The organism is Bacteroides thetaiotaomicron VPI-5482 (assembly GCF_000011065.1).
Taxonomy (GTDB): Bacteria; Bacteroidota; Bacteroidia; order Bacteroidales; family Bacteroidaceae; genus Bacteroides; species Bacteroides thetaiotaomicron.
Map to the genome: position 1 here is coordinate 565,890 of NC_004663.1, position 16,864 is coordinate 582,753.

The window sequence follows — 16,864 nt, forward strand, 5'->3', positions numbered from 1 at the left end:
TTTTATTTTATGAAACAACTCCTAAAATTAACAGGATGTGTGGCACTGGCAGGACTGATGAGCTCTTGTGGCTCGGTACAAGAAGAAGCCAATTATCAGATTATCCCATTGCCACAAGAAATTGTAACATCGCAAGTAAACCCCTTTATTTTGAAAAGCGGTGTGAAAATCCTTTATCCGGAAGGAAATGAGAAGATGCAGCGTAATGCGCAATTTTTGGCTGATTATCTGAAGACTGCAACCGGAAAAGACTTTTCGATTGAAGCCGGAACTGAAGGTAAAAATGCTATAGTGCTGGCGTTAGGCTCAGAAGTAGAAAACCCTGAATCTTATCAGTTGAAAGTCACCGATCAAGGTGTCACGATAACTGCCCCTACAGAAGCCGGAGTTTTCTATGGTATTCAGACTTTGCGTAAATCATTGCCTATTGCTTTGGGTGCTGATGTAGCATTGCCTGCTGTTGAAATTAAGGATGCTCCTCGTTTCGGTTATCGTGGTGCACATTTCGATGTTAGTCGTCATTTCTTCACAATTGATGAAGTGAAGACTTATATTGATATGCTGGCTTTGCACAACATGAACCGTTTGCACTGGCATATCACTGACGATCAGGGATGGCGTCTGGAAATCAAGAAATATCCGAAGTTGACGGAAATAGGTTCTCAAAGATCGGGAACGGTCATCGGACGTAACTCCGGTGAATATGACAATACACCCTATGGTGGATTCTATACACAGGAACAGGCTAAGGAAATTGTAGATTATGCCGCAGAACGTTATATCACTGTTGTTCCTGAGATTGACCTTCCGGGACACATGCTGGCTGCCCTTGCCGCTTATCCGGAATTGGGTTGTACCGGTGGACCGTATGAAGTTTGGAGACAATGGGGAGTAGCCGATGATGTACTTTGTGCCGGCAACGATCAGGTTCTGAAATTCCTGGAAGATGTATATGGCGAATTGATTGAAATCTTCCCTTCAGAGTATATCCATGTAGGTGGTGACGAATGTCCGAAGGTAAGATGGGAGAAATGTCCGAAATGTCAGGCACGTATCAAAGCGTTGGGCTTGAAATCGGATAAGAATCATAGTAAGGAAGAACGTTTGCAGAGTTTCGTTATCAATCATATAGAGAAGTTCCTGAACGATCACGGACGTCAGATTATCGGTTGGGATGAGATTCTCGAAGGCGGACTTGCTCCTAATGCAACAGTTATGTCATGGCGTGGCGAAAGTGGAGGTATTGAAGCTGCCAAGCAGAAACATGATGTGATCATGACCCCGAACACTTATCTGTATTTTGATTATTATCAGGCTAAAGATACTGAGAATGAACCTTTCGGTATCGGAGGTTATTTGCCGATGGAAAGGGTGTACAGCTATGAGCCGATGCCGGCTTCCCTTACTCCGGATGAACAGCAGTATATAAAAGGTGTACAGGCTAATCTCTGGACAGAATATATTGCTACTTTCTCTCATGCTCAATATATGGTCTTGCCTCGTTGGGCTGCTTTGTGTGAAGTCCAGTGGTCAACACCTGATAAGAAGAACTACGAAGATTTCTTATCTCGTCTTCCACGACTGATTAAGTGGTATGATGCAGAAGGATATAATTATGCAAAGCACGTATTTGACGTAAAAGCAGAATTTACTCCGAATCCGGCTGATGGTACTTTAGACATTACACTTACTACAATTGACAATGCGCCAATCCACTACACGCTAGATGGTACAGAGCCGACTAGTACTTCTCCCGTTTATGATGGCGCTTTGAAGATTAAGGAAAATGCAGACTTCTCGGCTATAGCTATTCGCCCTACTGGAAATAGTCGTGTCGTTTCTGAGAAAATCGATTTCAGTAAATCAAGCATGAAGCCGATTGTTGCTAATCAGCCGGTGAATAAACAATATGAGTTCAAAGGTGTCTCTACGTTGGTAGATGGCTTGAAAGGAAATGGTAACTATAAAACCGGACGCTGGATTGCATTTAGAGGAAATGATATGGATGTGACTATTGATCTCAAACAACCAACAGAGATTTCAAGCGTTGCCATTTCTACTTGCGTAGAGAAGGGAGATTGGGTTTTTGATACAAGGGGACTCTCTGTAGAAGTTTCAGAAGACGGCACAAACTTCACGAAAGTGGCATCTGAAGCTTATCCTGCAATGAAGGAAACTGATAAAAATGGTGTTTATGACCATAAACTAACATTTACACCTGTAACTGCACAATATGTGAAAGTTATAGCTTCACCCGAGAAAAGTATTCCGGAATGGCATGGTGGTAAGAGTTATCCAGGCTTTTTATTTGTAGACGAAATCACAATTAATTAATGAATATAAGAAAGAGATACACTAAAGTTTGTCTTTTCTTATGGGTAATCGGGATGTGTCTTTGTGCACATCCCATTAATGCACAGTCCGTAATTCCTGTTCCCTTAAAGATGGAACAGGGTACGGGCTCTTTTTTACTCTCTGAAAAAACAAAGCTTTATACAAACTTACAAGGAGAAGAAGCTATTCTTCTGGGCGACTATCTGAAAACTGCATTACCTGTACAATTTAAGGAAGGGAAAAAGAAAGATAAACAGAATGTCTTGTCTTTATTGATAACAGAAAAGAATCCTCAGTTGGTGTCACCGGAAAGTTATATATTATCCGTTACTCCTAAACATATTCTGATTCAGGCTTCTTCCGGTGCTGGGTTGTTTTATGGAATTCAGACACTGTTGCAATTATCTCAGCTTTCGGGCACGGGTTATTCTATAGTTTCTGTTGAAGTACAGGATACCCCTCGTTTTGCTTATCGTGGGATGATGCTGGATGTCTCCCGCCACTTCTTCTCTAAAGAATTTGTGAAGAAACAGATAGACGCATTGGCATTTTATAAACTAAACCGTTTGCATTTGCATTTGACGGATGCGGCAGGATGGAGACTTGAAATAAAGAAATATCCTTTATTGACGGAATTTGCCGCCTGGCGTACTGATGCCAACTGGAAGAAGTGGTGGAATGGCGGACGGAAATATCTCCGTTTTGATGAGCCCGGTGCTTCCGGTGGTTATTATACTCAGGATGACATGAAGGAGATTATTGCATATGCGCAGCAGCATTATATCACAATCATTCCTGAAATCGAGATGCCTGCTCATTCAGAAGAAGTATTGGCTGCTTATCCGCAACTCTCCTGTTCGGGTGAACCTTATAAAAACGCAGATTTTTGTGTTGGAAATGAAGAAACATTCACTTTCTTAGAAAATGTGCTTACTGAAGTAATGGAGCTTTTTCCATCGGAATATATTCATGTAGGAGGCGATGAGGCTGGTAAGGCGGCTTGGAAGACTTGTCCGAAATGTCAGAAAAGGATGCAGGATGAACATCTTTCTAATGTAGACGAGCTACAAAGCTATCTGATTCATCGTATTGAACTGTTTCTGAATGCACATGGACGTAAGTTGCTGGGTTGGGATGAAATTCTTCAAGGTGGTCTGGCTCCTAATGCTACTGTAATGTCATGGCGTGGCGAAGAGGGAGGTATTGCTGCTGTCCGTTCCGGTCATCAGGCAATTATGACTCCCGGTCAATATTGTTATTTGGATAGTTATCAGGATGCTCCGTATTCTCAGCCGGAAGCCATCGGAGGATATTTGCCATTGGAGAAGGTTTATTCATATAATCCGGTTTCAGATTCTTTAACTGTAGAACAGGCAAAACTTGTTTATGGTGTGCAGGCAAATCTATGGGCAGAATATATCCCCACTCCGGAGCATATGGAATATATGATATATCCTCGTATCCTTGCTTTGGCAGAAGTGGCTTGGTCGGCTTCCGAACGTAAATCATGGACAGACTTTCATAATCGTGCATTGAAAGCAGTTGATGATTTGCAAGCGAAAGGATATCATACTTTTGATCTTAAAAATGAGATAGGAAGTCGTCCGGAGTCTTTGAAGCCGATAAGTCATTTGGCTGTGGGGAAAAAGGTGATTTATAATGCTCCGTATAGTCCTCACTATCCTGCGCAGGGAAATACAGCTCTTACTGATGGTATTCGTGGCGACTGGACTTATGGAGATGGATCCTGGCAAGGTTTTATCGATAAAAAGCGATTGGATGTTACCATTGATATGGGTACGGAAACTGCTGTCCATTCTGTCTCTGCTGATTTTATGCAAGTGGTAGGGGCAGAGGTCTTTTTGCCTGAATCTGTCACTATTTCCATTTCTGATGATGGAGCAAACTTCACAGAATTGAAACAATATACTTTTGAAGTAAATAGAAAAGAAGCTATTAAATTTATTAGTATTTCATGGGAAGGCAGTGCTGAAGGACGGTATATACGTTATCAGGCTCGTGCCGGAGAAGAGTTTGGCGGATGGATATTTACAGATGAAATAGTAGTGAAATAATCAGATGTATAATTTATGACTATAAATATTAGATACTTATTAGGAATAGCCCTCCTTTTTTCTTTCTCTGTGATCAGTGCACAAGTACGAACCTCGTATACTTTTGAGAAAGGGTGGAAGTTTACACGTGAAGATAATGCTGATTTTATTCAGCCTGACTATAATGATATCAAGTGGCAATCTGTGGTAGTACCCCATGACTGGGCTATTTATGGACCTTTTGGTATAGATAATGACAGGCAATTGACAGCCATTGCGCAAGACGGACAAAAAGAAGCGATGGAACATGCCGGACGTACAGGTGGTCTTCCTTTCGTCGGAGTGGGTTGGTATCGGCTGAATTTTGATGCTCCCTCTTTTGTCAAAGGGAAAAAGGCTACATTAATTTTTGACGGAGCTATGAGCCATGCTCGTGTGTATATTAACGGTCAGGAGGCTGGTTATTGGCCTTATGGATACAATACCTTTTATCTGGATGTAACTCCCTATCTGAAAGAGGGGACAAAGAATACTTTAGCTGTTCGTTTGGAGAATGAGACAGAATCTTCCCGTTGGTATCCGGGAGCCGGACTTTACAGAAATGTACATCTGGTAGTAACGGAAGATGCTCATATTCCGACATGGGGTACACAGTTAACTACTCCGGTAGTGAAGGATGATTATGCGAAAGTGAATATAAAAACGACTTTGGTCGTACCTTCCGGAAAACAGTTTGATGCATACCGTATAGTGACTGAACTTAAAGATAAGGATGGAAAAGTAGTAACTACTGATGAAAAACAAGGTTCCCGTTTTGATGATAATATCTTCAGCCAGGAACTTGTTGTCAGTCGTCCGGCTTTATGGAGCCCGGAAACTCCTGTTCTTTATCAGGCTGTCTCTAAAGTCTATGAAGGCAATATACTGAAGGATGAATATACAACATCTTTCGGTATTCGTACTATTGAGGTCATTCCCAATAAGGGCTTTTTCTTAAATGGAAAGAGAACTTCATTCAAAGGCGTATGCAATCATCATGATCTCGGCCCCTTGGGAGGCGCTGTGAATGATGCTGCTATTCGTCGTCAGATTCGTATTTTGAAAGATATGGGTTGTAATGCGATTCGTACTTCTCATAATATGCCTGCTCCTGAGTTAATCAGAGCTTGTGATGAGATGGGAATGATGGTGATGGCGGAATCGTTTGATGAATGGAAGGCTATGAAGGTTAAGAACGGCTATCGTCATGTTTTTGACGAATGGGCAGTAAAGGATTTGACGAACTTGCTACGTCATTATCGTAATAATCCGAGTGTGGTGATGTGGTGCATCGGAAATGAGGTTCCCGAACAATGGGATGGAAATAAAGGACCTAAAATGTCTTATTTTCTACAGGAACTTTGTCATCGTGAAGATCCGACACGTCCTGTCACACAGGGGATGGATGCGCCGGATGCTGTAGTCAATAATAATATGGCGGCAGTAATGGATATTGCGGGATTTAATTATAGGCCACATAAATATCAGGAGAATTATAAAAAACTTCCTCAACAGATAGTCTTGGGTAGTGAGACTGCTTCTACGGTTAGTTCGCGTGGAGTATATAAATTCCCTGTTACCCGGCAATGGATGAAGAAATATGATGATCACCAGTCTTCTTCTTATGATGTGGAGTCTTGTTCATGGTCCAATCTGCCTGAGGATGATTTTATTCAGCATGAGGACTTACCTTATTGCATAGGAGAGTTTGTTTGGACAGGATTCGATTATCTGGGTGAACCGACTCCCTATTATACAGATTGGCCCAGTCATTCTTCACTATTTGGAATTATCGATTTAGCAGGGCTGCCCAAAGACCGTTATTATCTCTATCGTAGTCACTGGAATAAAGAACAGGAAACACTTCACATTCTTCCTCACTGGAATTGGGAAGGACGAGAGGGAGAGATAACTCCTGTCTTTGTATATACCAACTATCCTTCAGCCGAATTATTCATCAACGGAAAGAGCCAAGGGAAACGTACCAAAGACCTTTCCGTAACCATTGATAACAGTGCTGACTCTGTTTCCATCATGAACCTGAAGCGTCAGAGCCGTTACCGCCTGATGTGGATGGATACAAAATATGAGCCGGGTACGGTGAAAGTCGTGGCTTATGATGCTGACGGGAAAGCTGTAGCTGAAAAAGAACTCCATACAGCCGGTAAACCGGATCATATTGAATTGGTAGCCGATCGTAATGTAATCAAAGCGGATGGAAAAGATTTATCTTTTGTGACAGTGCGAGTGGTAGATAGAGACGGTAATCTGTGTCCGGATGCCTCACATGAAATCAGTTTCAAAGTGAAGGGAGAGGGTAGTTACCGTGCAGGAGCTAATGGTAATGCAGCTTCCTTGGAATCTTTCCAGCATCCGAAGATGAAAGTCTTCAGCGGTATGATGACTGCTATTGTATCTTCGACAGAGCAACCGGGCAAAATAACCCTTGAAGCTACGGGCAAAGGCTTGAAAAAAGGAGCCTTGATCATTGAAAGCTGTCAGGAAGCTAAGAAGTAAGAAATATCGTTGTAATATGTGTAATTCCTCTAAGTGTTTCATTGCGATACACTTAGAGGAGTTTTTGTTTAAGCAGGCAGGAGTTTAACATCTTTGCAGGCAAAATAAAAGCTGTAAAAGTATGTTCTTTTATTAAATTGTATTACTTTTGCATCGTTTTAGTACTGTATCCGTTTCTCTATGAACCTTGGTTCTTATATGGAGATAAGATAAAAAGGCTAAATCCTTAAGAGATGCGCTACTGCTTCATAAATGGATTTCATTTATGAAAGTCAGGGCGCTTTTGTCTTTTAAGTAAGTGATGAAATAAAAAACAAGGGGTAATGGGTGATAATGAATGATTTGGACAAAGAACGACAAACAGAGGGAAGGAAGGCATGGTATGCTGTACAAACCTTCTATTGTAAAGAAGAACATTTGGGGAAATATTTGGAAAAAAAAGGGGTAAATTATTTTATTCCGATGCGATATATCGAGCATGAGACGCTTGATGGTAAAAAGCATCGGAAACTGACTCCAGCTGTACACAATCTGCTGTTTATCGAGAAAGAATTTACGGAAAAAGAACTTTTAGAAAGGGTAAAAGATTGTACTATACCTTTTTTGCTTGTTCGTGACCGGAGTACACGGCGGTGTTATGAGATTCCAGACTGTGAGATGTTGGAATTCCGTGCCGTATGCGATCCTAATTATAAAGGAACTCTTTATGTCGATACAGTAACAGCAGAAGCCCGTCCCGGACAAGCAGTTCGGGTGATCCGTGGCCCGTTTGCCGGACTTGAAGGCAAACTCACGCAATACAAGAAGAGCTATTACGTAGTTGTTACGTTAGCTACTATCGGCGTCATGCTACATATTCCCAAGTGGTATTGCGAAAAAATCAACTAATCATAACATTACGATCATCTGCTCAACACCTTGTTGTCGGACACTTCATGTTTGACCTTTAGAACTGTTTTTTTAATCTCGGAAGGTAATCTATTTATTTAATAAAATATTCATTTTTTTGAGTGGAAGGATATATACCCTGCCACTCAAATCTTGAGTACTAATAACAAATCAATGAAAGGAATTGTTTTAGCCGGTGGTTCAGGTACTCGTTTGTATCCGATCACAAAAGGAGTGAGCAAACAACTGCTCCCTATCTTTGATAAGCCAATGATTTATTATCCTATTTCGGTATTGATGTTGGCTGGTATACGTGAGATTCTGATAATTTCTACTCCTTATGATCTTCCGGGCTTTAAACGTCTTTTAGGAGATGGCTCAGATTATGGTGTACATTTTGAATATGCAGAGCAACCTTCTCCGGATGGATTAGCCCAAGCATTTATTATCGGAGAAGAATTTATCGGTAACGATTCCGTTTGTCTGGTACTAGGTGATAATATTTTCTATGGTCAGGGTTTCACCCATATGCTGAAAGAAGCTGTGCATACTGCAGAAGAAGAGAATAAAGCTACTGTTTTCGGATACTGGGTTGCCGATCCTGAACGTTATGGTGTTGCTGAATTTGATAAAATAGGGAATGTTCTGAGTATAGAAGAAAAACCTATTCAGCCAAAATCTAATTATGCAGTAGTCGGTCTTTATTTCTATCCTAATAAAGTGGTGGAAGTAGCTAAAAATATCACACCATCTTCGCGTGGTGAATTAGAGATTACGGCGGTGAATCAGCAATTTCTGAATGATCAGGAACTTAAAGTGCAGCTGCTAGGTCGTGGATTCGCTTGGCTGGATACAGGAACTCATGATTCTTTATCCGAAGCCAGTACTTTTATTGAAGTTATTGAGAAACGTCAAGGGTTGAAGGTAGCATGCTTGGAAGGTATTGCCTTACGTCATGGATGGATTACTACTGATAAAATGCGCGAACTGGCCCAGCCTATGCTAAAGAATCAGTATGGACAATATTTGTTAAAGGTAATTGATGAGTTAACACAGAAATAAACTTAATACTTAATTTTCAAAATAATCACAGTGGAAGTTATTAAAACAGCTATAGAAGGTGTGTTCATTATTGAACCTCGTTTGTTTAAGGATGATCGTGGCTATTTCTTCGAATCTTTCTCGCAACGGAAATTTAACGAGAAAGTTCGTAAAGTGAATTTTGTACAAGATAATGAGAGTAAGTCTAGTTATGGGGTGCTACGAGGTTTACATTTTCAGAAGCCTCCTTATGCACAAAGTAAATTAGTTCGTGTTATTAAAGGTGCTGTTTTGGATGTTGCGGTAGATATTCGCAAAGGCTCACCAACGTTTGGAAAGTATGTATCTGTAGAACTGACAGAAGATAATCATCGTCAATTTTTTATTCCTCGTGGTTTTGCTCATGGATTCAGTGTGCTGACGGATGAAGTTATTTTTCAATATAAATGTGATAATTTCTATGCTCCGCAAAGTGAAGGGGCTTTGGCATGGGATGATCCTGATTTGGGTATTGATTGGAGAGTTCCGGCAAATGAGATTGTTTTGTCTGAGAAGGATAATCATCATGAATTATTGAAAGATGCTTCTTGGTTGTTTAACTATAATGAAAGTCTATATTAAATAATGAATATTCTAGTAACTGGAGCTAATGGGCAGCTTGGTAATGAAATGCGATGCATAGCAGCTACAAGTTTGAATAATTATATATTTACTGATGTTGCAGAGTTGGATATTACAGATTTAGATGCTATTCGTAATATGATACATTTGGATAATATAAAGGTAATTGTTAACTGTGCTGCTTATACGAATGTAGATAAAGCAGAAGATGATTATGATATGGCAGACTTATTGAATAATAAAGCTGTAGAGAATTTGGCTATTGCTGCAAAAGAAGTTAATGCTACTTTAATTCATATTTCGACTGATTATGTATTTCAAGGTGATAAGAATATGCCATGTGGAGAAGACTGTGAAACTAATCCTTTAGGTATTTATGGTAAAACAAAAAGAGCAGGAGAACAAAGCATCCAACGTGTGGGCTGTAATTATTTGATTTTTCGTACAGCTTGGCTGTATTCTCAATTTGGTAAGAATTTTGTTAAGACTATGCGACAGTTAACCGCTGATAAAGATAAATTGAGAGTTGTTTTTGATCAGATTGGTACACCTACATATGCAAAAGATTTGGCTGATATTATTTATAGAGTGATTGAGGGGGATCAATATCACAAACAAGGTATCTATCATTTCAGTAATGAGGGTGTTTGTTCATGGTATGATTTTGCTAAAGAAATCTGTGAATTGAGTGGAAATAGTTGTGATATTCAACCTTGCCATAGTGATGAATTTCCTAGTAAAGTAAAACGTCCTCATTTCTCAGTATTAGATAAAACAAAATTGAAGCTGGCTTTTGGTGTAGAGATTCCTTATTGGAAAGATTCTCTTGTGAAATGTATTAATAAAGAAAATAATTAATCATGAAATTCTCAAGAAATATAATGATCACTGGTGGTGCTGGTTTCATTGGTAGTCATGTTGTCCGTCTGTTTGTGAATAAATATCCCAGCTATCGTATTATCAATTTGGATAAATTGACTTATGCTGGAAACTTAGCTAATCTGAAAGATATTGAAGATAAGCCTAATTATGTTTTTGTAAAGGCTGATATCTGTGATTTTGAAAAAATGATAGAGTTGTTTAGTGAGTATAAGATAGATGGGGTTATTCACTTGGCAGCTGAAAGTCATGTAGATCGTAGTATTAATGATCCTTTTACTTTTGCTCGTACGAATGTAATGGGAACCCTTTCTCTGCTTCAAGCGGCTAAATTAACTTGGGAGTCTCTTTCTGAAGGTTATGAAGGCAAGCGTTTTTATCATATATCTACAGATGAAGTTTATGGTGCATTGGATTTAACGAATCCTAGTGGCAATAAGGACGGTAGGGGACCTTATGGTCATGATTTTTTTAAGGAAACCACGAGGTATAGTCCACACAGTCCGTATTCTGCTTCTAAAGCAAGTAGTGATCATTTTGTACGTGCTTTTCACGACACTTATAATATGCCTACAATTGTAACGAATTGTTCCAATAATTATGGCCCTTACCAATTTCCTGAAAAACTTATACCATTATTCATCAATAATATTCGCTGTCGTAAACCATTGCCCGTGTATGGCAAAGGAGAAAATGTTCGTGATTGGTTGTATGTAATCGACCATGTTCGGGGCATTGATCTTATTTTTCACAAAGGTAAAATAGCAGAGACATATAATATTGGTGGGTTCAATGAATGGAAGAACATAGATATTATTAAGGTTCTTATTAAAACTGTTGATAGGTTACTAGGTTATCCCGAAGGTTATTCCTTAGATTTAATTACATATGTTTCTGATCGAAAGGGGCACGATCTACGCTATGCAATTGACTCCGCTAAGCTGAAACAAGAGTTAGGCTGGGAGCCGAGTTTGCAGTTTGAAGAAGGTCTCGAAAGGACTGTGAGATGGTATTTAGATAATGAGGTATGGATGGACAATGTGACAAGTGGTGATTATCAGGAGTATTACGATTCCATATATAGGAATGAATGAATATTCTCTTTTATATAGAGCCTTTTTATTCACATAATAATTAAAGTACTAATATGAAAAATAGCTTTTGATGTTGTAAACATCTAAAGTTGGAGTTGGATACGAAGTTCCGGATATTTACTGAATAATTGTTTTATATTTGATAACTACTAATTACAATAATAAGCGAATAGCTAAGAATACTTTTCTTCTCTATTTCCGTATGTTATTTACCATGATGGTATCATTGTATACTAGCCGTGTGGTACTAGCTACGTTGGGGGTTGAAGATTTTGGTATTTATAATGTGGTAGGGGGAGTAGTAACTATGTTTGCTATTATATCTACCTCATTGTCTTCTGCCATTAGTCGCTTTATAACTATTGAGTTGGGCAAAGGTGATCTACGAAGACTGAAGACGGTATTTTCTACAGCAGTAGTTATACAGTTTTTAATGGCTTTAGTGGTCGTTATACTTGCTGAGCTTATAGGAGTGTGGTTTCTTAATAATAAAATGAATATACCCGAAGTTCGTATGAATGCGGCAAATTGGGTGCTTCAGTTCTCAATTTTTACCTTTGGAGTCAATTTGATTTGTATTCCCTTTAATGCTTTAATTATTGCACACGAACGAATGTCTGCATTTGCTTATGTTAGTATTCTGGAGGTGTCACTTAAACTCTTAATTGTTTATTTATTAGTATTAATGTCAGTAGATAAATTGATTGTTTATGGGGCTTTGTTGTTGGTGGTAGCAATTGTTATAACCTTTGCTTATTTTATATATTGTAGGCGACATTTTAAGGAATGTAAATGTTTTTGTCGAATCGATAGATTCCTATTGAAAAGAATGTTGAGCTTTTCGGGTTGGAATTTTATAGGGGCATCTTCAGCAATCCTTAGAGATCAAGGCGTAAATATTGCTATAAATCTTTTTTGTGGTCCAACTGTCAATGCTGCAAGAGGGATGGCTGTACAGGTTAATCATGCAATTAATAGTTTCGCTCAAAACTTTATGACAGCATTAAATCCACAGATAACAAAATCATTTGCTGTAGGTGATAGTAAATACATGTTTACTTTGATTTTTCAGGGGGCAAGATTATCTTTTTATATGTTACTATTTTTGTCATTACCAGTACTCATGAGTACAGAATATATATTATCAATATGGTTAAAAATTGTTCCTGATTATACAATCATATTTGTCCGTTTAGTCTTGATCTTTGCCATGTGTGAATCAATATCAAATCCTTTGATTACTGCGATGCTGGCAACAGGCAGTATTAGAAATTACCAAATAGTTGTAGGCGGTATGCAAATGATGAATTTTCCTATTTCATATATATTGTTAGAACGAGGTTATGCACCAGAAATTACTCTTTATGTGGCTATTGGTATATCATTATGTTGTTTGGCACTTCGTTTATTTATGCTTCGTAGTATGATACAATTGCCTGTTAGAAGCTATATGAAGAATGTTTTCTTTAATATATGTGCTGTGACGATATTTTCAGTTGCAATTCCCTATTTAATCTCATTACGATTACAATCATCATTTTATTCGTTCTTGATCTTATCTTTCTCATGTATCATATGCTCATTTATGGCTATCTTTTTTGTGGGTTGCAAAGCAAGTGAAAGAGTATTTGTCGTTGATCAAGTGCGTAAGCTTATAAAAAATAACTTGTAATCATATCAAATAAGCTGTTGAGGATCATGATAAAAATAAAAAAATCAGAGGATTGTTGTGGATGTTCTGCATGCTTGTCAATCTGCAATCATAATGCGATAGTTTTTAAGGAAGATGTGGAAGGTTTTAAATATCCTATGATTGAGGAAGGTAAATGCATCAATTGTGGACTTTGTGAGATGGCTTGTCCTATTCTTTATAGAAAGGTGAAGGATATAAGGCCAACTCCAAAAGCATATTTTGCAGCTCGCCATAAAAATATTGTAACGTTACGGAACAGTTCTAGTGGTGGTGCTTTTACAGCTATTGCAGGATCTGTAATAGAATTGGGAGGGGTTGTTTGTGGTGTAGAATATGATAACGATGGAGTAGTGAGACATAGCTTTTCGGAAACGATGGAAGGTATAAGGAGTTTTATGGGGTCAAAATATGTCCAGAGTGAAATTCAAGGTGTTTACAATCAGATAAAGACTTATTTAAAAAGCGATCGCTGGGTTTTGTTTACAGGTTCTCCTTGTCAAGTAGAAGGGCTTAAGCTTTTTTTACGTAAACCATATGAGAATTTACTAACGGTTGATTTAGTTTGCCATGCTGTTCCTAGTCCACTTATATATAAGCAATATATAAATATGTGTTCGACGAAACTTGGCCAAAAGGTCATGTCTATCAACATGAGGTACAAACAAACTTATGGGTGGAGTCATCGCTTCTCTTATTGTTTTTATTTTGAAAACGGCCAGAAAGCTGTCGATCCTGTTTGGGTAGTTAATTGGGGAAAAATATTTTTTTCTCAAATGATAAATCGTCCTTCTTGTCACTCTTGTAAATATTCTAACTTGGACCGTCCTGGAGATTTTACAATAGCTGATTTTTGGGACGACAAGAAGAATCGCCCGGATTTGTATTCATGTGAAGGTACTTCATTATTAATGGTGAATACTAATATGGGGTTAGACTTGATAAACAAACTTTACGATTCTATTGATTTGTGGAAGATAACGAAAGATGAAGCTATGCAGCCATGCTTAATTCGCCCTACATGTTCTAATCAAAGACGACAAGAGTTTTGGGAATTTTATCTTTTAAGAGGGTTTGATGCTGCATATAAGAAGTATTTTGGTGATAGCAAATATGTTATCACTAAAAAAATAGTGAAACAAATTATTAAAAGAGTATTAAGAAAACTCCAATAATAGCCAAGCTATTTATGGGTGAACAAAAAATCAAATAAATGTCAGAATTACAAATATTGATATTTAACGCTGCTGTCTTTTCTATATTAGCAGTTTACCACTATTGGAAAAATAGGAAGTTAAATATCGCTTTCTATATATTGGCATATTATTCGATTTGTGCATGGGGAGCATTACTGTATCATGAGCACGAGTTGTTTCATTATATGCGGGGGAGGGAGACGTATTCAATTATACCATTTTTATATCTTATACCTGTTATTTTTCTTTTTGCATATCCTATTATCAGATATGATAATACTAGAATCACTCGAATTGAAACGTTAAATTCTAACTTCTTCATAAATTTGGTTTGGATACTTCTTTTTATTCAGATAGTGTTATATATTATTTTATTTCCTTCATTTTTAAAAGCAATACTTTCTTCAAATATTGGTGATTATCGTAATGATACATATGATGAATCTGAGATTGTACAATTTCCAAATTATTTTTTTAACATATTATGTCGTCTATATATGGGCGCACGCAATGTTGTTATTTTGATTGCCGCTTACGGTTTACTTGTCATAAAAACACATAGAAAACTTCTTAAGATATTTCTCGTCACTTCTTTATGTTTTCCTGTATATATGTTTACAGCATATGCAAGTAGAGCCGTAATGATAATGACATTTTTCTTTTTAGTTTTTATTTTTGTGTTTCTATCTGTTTTTATGAATGTAGGATTGAAAAAAAAGATTGTATCTTATTTAATCTTAATCTTAGTTCCTATTTCTTCAGCCTTTATTCTTATATCCAACTCTCGTTTTGGTAATCTTGCCACTTATATGTTTTATCGGTATTTAGGAGAGTCTTTTAATAATTATAATACACATTTTTTCTATGAGTTAAAAGGTAATACATGGGGAGAGGCATATTTTGTTTTTTTTCGTAAGCTTATGGGAATTTCCTCAAATTTTAAAACAACACGTGAAAAATGGGAGTGGCTTGATAATATTACAGGTGTTGACACCCATGTATTCTATACATTTGTAGGCGGTCTGAATATTGAGTTTGGTTTTGTTGGCACTATTGTTATTGGTTTGCTTTTATCGTTTTTTATGGTAAAGAAAATGCGACCTTACAATGTACTGACACTGCCTAAGTTCATAGCTTTGGGAATGTTAGCCTACACACTGATCAATGGTGTTTTTTTCTTTGTTCTTCAAGGGGATTGGGGGAATCTTGAAATTTTGTTTACTCTTTTTTTCTGCTTTTTATTTAGTAAGTATCGGACAAGAAAATATATTAATAAATAATGAAGATCGGAATTCTAACATTTGCTAATGTCCCTAATTTTGGGGCTAATTTACAAGCACTATCTACGATAAGCTATCTACAGAATCACGGATATAATCCTATTTTGATTAAGTGGGAGCCAGAAGATTTTGAAGCTCGTTTCACAAGTATTAAAACTCAGAAGCAACCACAAGAGCATTTTCATTTTGTAGAGAAATATCTTCCGCAGACCAAAATATGTCGTAATGATGATGATATTTGTCAAGTGATAAAGGATGAAAAAATAGAAGGTATAATTATTGGCAGTGATGCAGTTCTTCAGTGTTCGTCTTTTTGGGGTAGATTGGATTTTCCAACCAAAACAGTTGTACGTGTTAATAAAACTACATCTGAACGTGAGTATCCTAATGCTTTTTGGGGTACATTTTATGATAAACTTGGGTCTAAAATTCCAATGGTGATTATGTCTGCATCATCACAGAATGCGAAATATAGATTGATAGCGCGTTCGGTAAAGCATAAAATGAGTAATAATTTGTCTCACTTCGAATATATTTCGGTTCGAGATATATGGACTCGTGATATGATTACTTATATAACAAAAGGGGCAATAATACCAAATATAACTCCCGATCCAGTATTTGCCTTTAATTATAATTGTGCTAAATTCATTCCTTCAAAAGAAGATATTCTTTTAAAATATCATTTGCCTGAAAATTATGTTCTTGTAAGCATGAAATGTAGAATGCTTGATAATATGCTATGGATGGATAAATTAAAATCAGAAATGAAAAAGCTATATTTAGAATGTGTTGCTCTTCCTATGCCGACTGGTATTGAGTTTAAGCATAATTTTGATTTTTCTATTACTACTCCGCTACCTCCATTAGATTGGTATGCCTTGATAAAATATGCTAAAGGATATATTGGGGAAAATATGCATCCTATTGTTGTGGCTCTACATAATGCAGTACCATGTTTTTGTTTTGATACCTATGGTGTACTTAAATATGCACGTTGTGTATGTGTCGAAGAATCGAGTAAAATTTATGATATTATGTCACGTTTTTCTTTACTTGATAATCGTATCAATGCGTATTCTCGCTTTTGGAAATGTCCACCTGTTGATATTGTGATTAATCGAATATTACATTTTGATGTAATAGCATGTCAAAAAACAGCTTTGAATTATTATAATAACTATGAGCAAATGATGAGTTCTATTTTGGAAGTTTTTAAGTCTAAATAATG

At 37.4% G+C, this 16,864-nt stretch carries 12 protein-coding genes; all 12 read left to right on the top strand.

Annotated features, from left to right (window positions below):
* Nucleotides 1–9: 9 nt before the first annotated feature.
* A complete protein-coding gene (locus BT_RS02255) occupies nt 10–2,334 on the top strand; it encodes a glycoside hydrolase family 20 protein (protein ID WP_011107277.1) in 2,325 nt (774 codons plus the stop codon).
* On the top strand, nt 2,334–4,409 hold the full coding sequence (locus tag BT_RS02260; RefSeq protein WP_011107278.1) for a glycoside hydrolase family 20 protein: 2,076 nt from the start codon (nt 2,334–2,336) through the stop codon (nt 4,407–4,409). The genes BT_RS02255 and BT_RS02260 overlap by 1 nt, the downstream gene beginning before the upstream one ends.
* A 15-nt stretch (nt 4,410–4,424) precedes the next feature.
* Nucleotides 4,425–6,944, top strand: coding sequence for a beta-galactosidase GalB (gene galB / locus BT_RS02265; protein WP_011107279.1), 2,520 nt, complete (start codon nt 4,425–4,427; stop codon nt 6,942–6,944).
* A 333-nt stretch (nt 6,945–7,277) separates the two neighbouring features.
* Nucleotides 7,278–7,832, top strand: coding sequence for a UpxY family transcription antiterminator (locus BT_RS02270; protein ID WP_008766024.1), 555 nt, complete (start codon nt 7,278–7,280; stop codon nt 7,830–7,832).
* A gap of 174 nt (nt 7,833–8,006) precedes the next feature.
* A complete protein-coding gene (gene rfbA / locus BT_RS02275) occupies nt 8,007–8,894 on the top strand; it encodes a glucose-1-phosphate thymidylyltransferase RfbA (protein ID WP_011107280.1) in 888 nt (295 codons plus the stop codon).
* Between the two features lie 30 nt (nt 8,895–8,924).
* Nucleotides 8,925–9,494 carry a dTDP-4-dehydrorhamnose 3,5-epimerase gene (gene rfbC, locus BT_RS02280; RefSeq protein ID WP_011107281.1) on the top strand — a complete coding sequence of 190 codons (570 nt, stop codon included), beginning with the start codon at nt 8,925–8,927 and terminating at the stop codon, nt 9,492–9,494.
* Between the two features lie 3 nt (nt 9,495–9,497).
* Nucleotides 9,498–10,352 (top strand): dTDP-4-dehydrorhamnose reductase, encoded by an 855-nt coding sequence (gene rfbD / locus BT_RS02285; RefSeq protein WP_011107282.1) that lies wholly within the window; start codon nt 9,498–9,500, stop codon nt 10,350–10,352.
* 2 nt (nt 10,353–10,354) lie between these two features.
* On the top strand, nt 10,355–11,467 hold the full coding sequence (gene rfbB / locus BT_RS02290) for a dTDP-glucose 4,6-dehydratase (RefSeq protein ID WP_008766020.1): 1,113 nt from the start codon (nt 10,355–10,357) through the stop codon (nt 11,465–11,467).
* A 139-nt stretch (nt 11,468–11,606) separates the two neighbouring features.
* On the top strand, nt 11,607–13,139 hold the full coding sequence (locus tag BT_RS02295) for an oligosaccharide flippase family protein (RefSeq protein WP_016267807.1): 1,533 nt from the start codon (nt 11,607–11,609) through the stop codon (nt 13,137–13,139).
* A gap of 26 nt (nt 13,140–13,165) precedes the next feature.
* On the top strand, nt 13,166–14,332 hold the full coding sequence (locus tag BT_RS02300; RefSeq protein ID WP_008766018.1) for a Coenzyme F420 hydrogenase/dehydrogenase, beta subunit C-terminal domain: 1,167 nt from the start codon (nt 13,166–13,168) through the stop codon (nt 14,330–14,332).
* Between the two features lie 38 nt (nt 14,333–14,370).
* Nucleotides 14,371–15,633 (top strand): O-antigen polymerase, encoded by a 1,263-nt coding sequence (locus tag BT_RS02305; RefSeq protein ID WP_008766017.1) that lies wholly within the window; start codon nt 14,371–14,373, stop codon nt 15,631–15,633.
* Nucleotides 15,633–16,862, top strand: a complete 1,230-nt coding sequence (locus BT_RS02310; protein WP_011107284.1) for a polysaccharide pyruvyl transferase family protein — start codon at nt 15,633–15,635, stop codon at nt 16,860–16,862. The genes BT_RS02305 and BT_RS02310 overlap by 1 nt, the downstream gene beginning before the upstream one ends.
* Nucleotides 16,863–16,864: the final 2 nt, after the last annotated feature.

Bases quoted from the DNA above. Each gene is read 5' to 3' on its own strand.
- BT_RS02305 (WP_008766017.1), top strand. From the start codon at position 14,371: ATGTCAGAATTACAAATATTGATATTTAACGCTGCTGTCTTTTCTATA.
- rfbD (WP_011107282.1), top strand. From the start codon at position 9,498: ATGAATATTCTAGTAACTGGAGCTAATGGGCAGCTTGGTAATGAAATG.
- galB (WP_011107279.1), top strand. From the start codon at position 4,425: ATGACTATAAATATTAGATACTTATTAGGAATAGCCCTCCTTTTTTCT.
- rfbA (WP_011107280.1), top strand. From the start codon at position 8,007: ATGAAAGGAATTGTTTTAGCCGGTGGTTCAGGTACTCGTTTGTATCCG.
- BT_RS02255 (WP_011107277.1), top strand. From the start codon at position 10: ATGAAACAACTCCTAAAATTAACAGGATGTGTGGCACTGGCAGGACTG.
- rfbB (WP_008766020.1), top strand. From the start codon at position 10,355: ATGAAATTCTCAAGAAATATAATGATCACTGGTGGTGCTGGTTTCATT.
- BT_RS02270 (WP_008766024.1), top strand. From the start codon at position 7,278: ATGAATGATTTGGACAAAGAACGACAAACAGAGGGAAGGAAGGCATGG.
- BT_RS02260 (WP_011107278.1), top strand. From the start codon at position 2,334: ATGAATATAAGAAAGAGATACACTAAAGTTTGTCTTTTCTTATGGGTA.
- BT_RS02310 (WP_011107284.1), top strand. From the start codon at position 15,633: ATGAAGATCGGAATTCTAACATTTGCTAATGTCCCTAATTTTGGGGCT.
- BT_RS02300 (WP_008766018.1), top strand. From the start codon at position 13,166: ATGATAAAAATAAAAAAATCAGAGGATTGTTGTGGATGTTCTGCATGC.